Source organism: Terriglobus sp. YAF25, from assembly GCF_052113305.1.
In the GTDB taxonomy this organism is placed as follows: Bacteria; Acidobacteriota; Terriglobia; order Terriglobales; family Acidobacteriaceae; genus Terriglobus.
The window spans coordinates 1-4,485 of the sequence record NZ_JBFRCY010000621.1 but is presented as its reverse complement, the minus strand read 5'-3'; the positions used below and the strand labels follow the sequence as shown (position 1 = coordinate 4,485).

Here is a 4,485-nt window from a genome sequence, read left to right as displayed (position 1 = left end):
CAAGGATGCTGTACTTCACCTGACCGTGGCAGCACAAGGAGCCGATCCGGATGTAGGGCGTCAGGCGCAGAGCATCCTCGTTCAGGTGGGGCGGTGAACCCCTCAACGGAGGGCCACGGGGTACCGCACACCGACTGAATGTTGTGAGAGCGGAGAGCCTGACGAAGTCAGCAATTCCTGCGAGTCACGGCAGCTGCCACACCCATAAAACAGAGGTCGGTTCAGGGCGCATATATTCCGCCGATGCTCGAACTGCGCTGCTGCCGATCAGCCCAGGATTGCCGGCGATCATGGCGATGTACTGCTTCCCATCGACCATATAGGTGATCGGGAAGGCGTTGGGCACGTCCTGGACGCGGGTCTCCCAAAGCACCTTTCCATCGCGGTCATCGAAGGCGCGGAAATAGCGGTCGGCAGAAGCAGAGAACAGCAGGCCGCCCGCGGTCGTGAGCTTCGCCGATGACTGCATCACGTGAGATTTGATGTCCATCGTAAATTCTTTACTTTTTAGATCGAAACCAACCATGCGATCCGGCGAATCTCCGCCCTTCCCGGTACAGACATCATTAATGGAGAGATAGTAGCGATTGGTGTTCGGATCGTAAGAGCCGGCCAGGTAGTTGCGGGCTCCATTGTTGCTCGGGCAGCGGCGTACTCCCTGGGGAAGCACTGGGGGAAGAAGCGTCTTGGCGCCGGTCTTCGGGTCGAAGGTGAAGATGTTCTGCGCGCCGGGATCGCGCCCGAAGAGCCATTGGCCGGTTGCGGCGTCCACTGCTTCAATCACGCCGGGCTTGCCGGCCGTGAGCACCGCCTTGCGCTGCTGCCCCTGCCACTCCACGGGAGCGATGATGCGCTCGAAGGCATAGTCCTGGTCATAGGTATCGTTGGGCAGGTACTGGTAATACCAGACGAGCTTTCCTGTGTCCGGATTGAGGGCCAGCGTGGACTCGACATAGAGCGAGTCGCCATGGGTGCCGCCGTCAGGATTGTAGGTGCCTCTGTCGATCGACGACCAGGGGAAGGGCGAGCCGACGCCCACATAGAGCAGGTTGAGGTCGCGGTCGTAGCTGGGTGGTATCCAGATCGATCCGCCCCATCGCTTATTGGCAGGCACGTTGTTCCATGTCTCGTCTCCTGGCTCGCCAGGCTGCGCAATGGTGTTGAAACGCCACAACTCCTTGCCGTTGTCGAGGCTGTACGCAGCGACAAAACAACTTGAGCCGCCGGGTGCGCAGCCACTGGCACCCATGATGACCTTGTTGTTGACGACCAAAGGACCGCCGTTATAAACGCGGTGGCTCTTGATGTAATCGTCAGTCGCTACGTCCCAGACCACCTTGCCCGTCTTTGTGTCCAGGGCAATGATGTGCATGTCCGTCGTGGGGAAGATGAGCTTGTCGCCGCCAATGGCGAGGGCCCGCTTGGTTCTGTAGAAGACATCGCGGTGGTACGAGGCAGGAATGTCGTGATGGAAACTCCAGAGGAGGTTCCCGTTGCGCGCATCGAGCGCCTGCACCGTCTCGCCGAAGTTCCAGACGTAGAGGATGCCGTCGTGTACCAGCGGCGTGAATTCGGTAAAGCCGGTGGAGTTCAGGCCCCAGGTCCATGCCACCTTCAAGTTCTTCACGTTGTCACGATTGATTTGGTTGAGCGGACTGTAGCCCCAGGCGTTGTAGGTGCGGCGCCACATCAGCCAGTCGGCGGGAGATGGATCGCGCAGCATCGCATCGGTGACGGGAGTGACCCCATCGAGCGGAGAGCTAAGCTGCTTCAGGTGCATCTGTGCAGCCGCATCGAGTCCGATTCCTGAGCGGTCCGTGATGTTCAGAATTTCGCGAGGGCCGTTGTTGCCATAGCGGCCACCAATCTGGTCCGGTACGCCCATCACTGCCGGTGCACTTGGGTTCGCCTGCCCGCTGAGGACCTCTCCGACAGGAGCCGGCGAGCCGGCGGTCAATGCCTGAGGCCGCCCTGGCGCCCCATTGCGCTGGAGGATGAACGCCAGTACGGCAAGGGCATCTTCACGGCTAAGCGATCCGGGACTCGTCAGGGGCATGGTCTCGGAGATCGTTCCGAATAGCTCAGCCACCGTCCTCGACTGCCACTGCGACTGGAAGGTATTGCCAGAGAGGGYCTGCGCGTTGAACGAGCCCTGTAGGTTCTCTCCATGGCAGGTGGCGCACTTCGCGCTATAGACGGCGGCTCCGTGTTCCGTCTGCGCTGTGCCTGCGCCGGAGGTGGCCTGCGCCGCCGCGGCGACCTGACCCATTGTGGCAGTTCCGTAAATCAAAAATCCCACTCCGCAGATCAACGCGGCAAGTGTCCGCATGCCAACCTCCTTCTCAAGCCATGTTTATCGCCAGAACTTTATGGCGCTCAATCCTAACAAGTAAACGCTTACTTGGGGTATATAGTGCTGTGGTCGAGTTCGGCTCCATCTTTTGCGAGGCGAGGCAGATGAAATGAAGATGAACATCATCGGCACTACTTCCCGCCGGCCAACCGCTGCTTTCGTCTGGGGCTTGAGCGGCGGTGTGCTCTCTGTTCGCCGTGAGGTTAGGGTGCAGGGCAATGCCTCGGGCGGCTTCAGCTCTGCCATCGACCTCTCGCTCGACCGCGCCGTCGGCTGGACTGACATCAACTTCATGGCGCCGGGTGCGATCTATGCCGATCCCACCTACGACGGCGATCGCTCTCCCGGCGGAACGCTGACCTACAACGCGCGGCGGCTGGTGATGCGCGAGGACATCCTCGCCGCACCGCTGTTCGCACTCTCTTTTCAAAACGGCGCCTCCATTGCAATGCTCGATCCCCACCCGCGTGGCGACTCGATCGAAGAGGAGACGAAGCTCACGAAGCTGGTGATGATCGACCCACGCATCCAGTTCGGCGCGATGGGCACGTGGCAGGCAGAAGATGGCGCAGTCCAGCTTGGCTTTCGCTACCCCTCCACCAGCACGGACTTCGGCGGTGGCCGGCCCGCCGGCGCCCGGCCTGTCACTTCGGAGACGCGCGCTTCTACCACTCCTGCGCCTCTGGCAACGTCCGGCACTCCGCCCGCCATGCGCTGGATACGCCGCTACCACCCCATCAGCGACCGCTTCACGCACACTTACGAGGTCCGCTTCCGCTTCGGTGAGAACGAGTCCTTCCGCGACGTGACGCGCGATGCCTGGCGCTGGGCGTGGAACACGCTAAATCCTCCCGTGCTGGACCTCGACGTTAATCTCGTTCGTCGCGTGCTGCTCGATCATCTGGAAGCAAATGCCATGACCATTGACGGCCGCACCGGCATGCCGTTCGTGCTCAATACGACGCAGGAGATGACGCAGTGGAACCGGACGATGATTGCCATGGGGTTTGTCGGCAAGAACCTTGAGTGCGCCGACCAGTTGCTGCAGGAGGGTGACCGCGACCACACCGAACGCGGCCGGAAGATGCGTGAGACCGGTCTCGCCATCATCGCGTCCAACATTACGGCGCTGCACTCCATTCCGCTTGAGGCAACGGGCTACGACCTCAGAACAGGCAAGCCGTGGGACCACATCTGGGTCGCGCCCTGGCTGCGCAACGCGACGGAAGATATGACCACACTGATGCACGCGTATCAACGTGAGCAGGCTCTAGGCCGCGAGCACCCGGAGTGGCTCGCGTGGGTCAAATCGTACTCCGACTGGCTCGTCGAGCAGCAGCGGCCCGACGGCTCGTACCCACGCCGTTGGAAGCCAGGCACGAATGAAGTCATGGAGCCGACCGGCACTAGCGGCTACAACGTCGTGCCGCTCTTCGTGCTGATGACGCAGATCACTGGCGACCCCAAATATCAGGCCACCGCCATTCGCGCGGCGGAGTATGTCTGGTCCACGTGGGGCACACGCGGGCTCTTCATCGGCGGCGCCAGCGACAACCCCAACATCACGGACAAAGAAGCGGGCATGTTGAGTCTAGAGGCCTACCTCGCACTCTACGATGCAACGAAAGACCCCAAATGGCTGGATCGTGCCAAAGCCGCCGGCAATTTCGCGGAAAGCTGGATCTGGATTTGGAACCTTCCCATGGCTGCCGATGCCGACGACGCGCAACTGCATTGGAAAAAGAGCGTGCCCACGGTTGGTCTGCAGGACATCACCGCGGCCAACACCGGCAGTACCGACGAATATCTCGACTGGGCCGTGCCGTCCTATGCCCGCCTCTACAAGGAGACTAGAGATCCGCACTATCTCGCTGTTGCGCGCGTGCTGCTGATGGACACTAAGTCCATGGTTGCGCTGCCGGGCCGGCAGTATGACATGAGAGGCCCTGGCTGGCAGCAGGAAAATTTCCGACTTGGCCCTGGTCCGAACGGCCGCGGCGTAGGCTCGCACCGGCACTGGCTGCCGTGGGTCTCCGCAAACCATCTGCACGGCATCGTCGGCCTGGACGACTACGATCCGGCCCTGTACAAACAACTCTCTGCAAGACCGGCCGCGAAGAGCACCGCGAAGG

Annotated in this window: 2 protein-coding genes; one reads left to right on the top strand and one right to left on the bottom strand. The window is 61.4% G+C overall.

From position 1 onward, the window contains the following. Positions 1 to 184: 184 nt before the first annotated feature. A complete protein-coding gene (locus AB4043_RS21285; RefSeq protein ID WP_442308011.1) occupies positions 185 to 2,329 on the bottom strand; it encodes an outer membrane protein assembly factor BamB family protein in 2,145 nt (714 codons plus the stop codon). A 133-nt stretch (positions 2,330 to 2,462) separates the two neighbouring features. On the opposite strand from AB4043_RS21285, the gene AB4043_RS21280 reads away from it, so the two are divergent. Beyond that, positions 2,463 to 4,485 (top strand): hypothetical protein (locus AB4043_RS21280; RefSeq protein WP_442308010.1); only part of this gene is annotated, 2,023 nt, incomplete at its 3' end.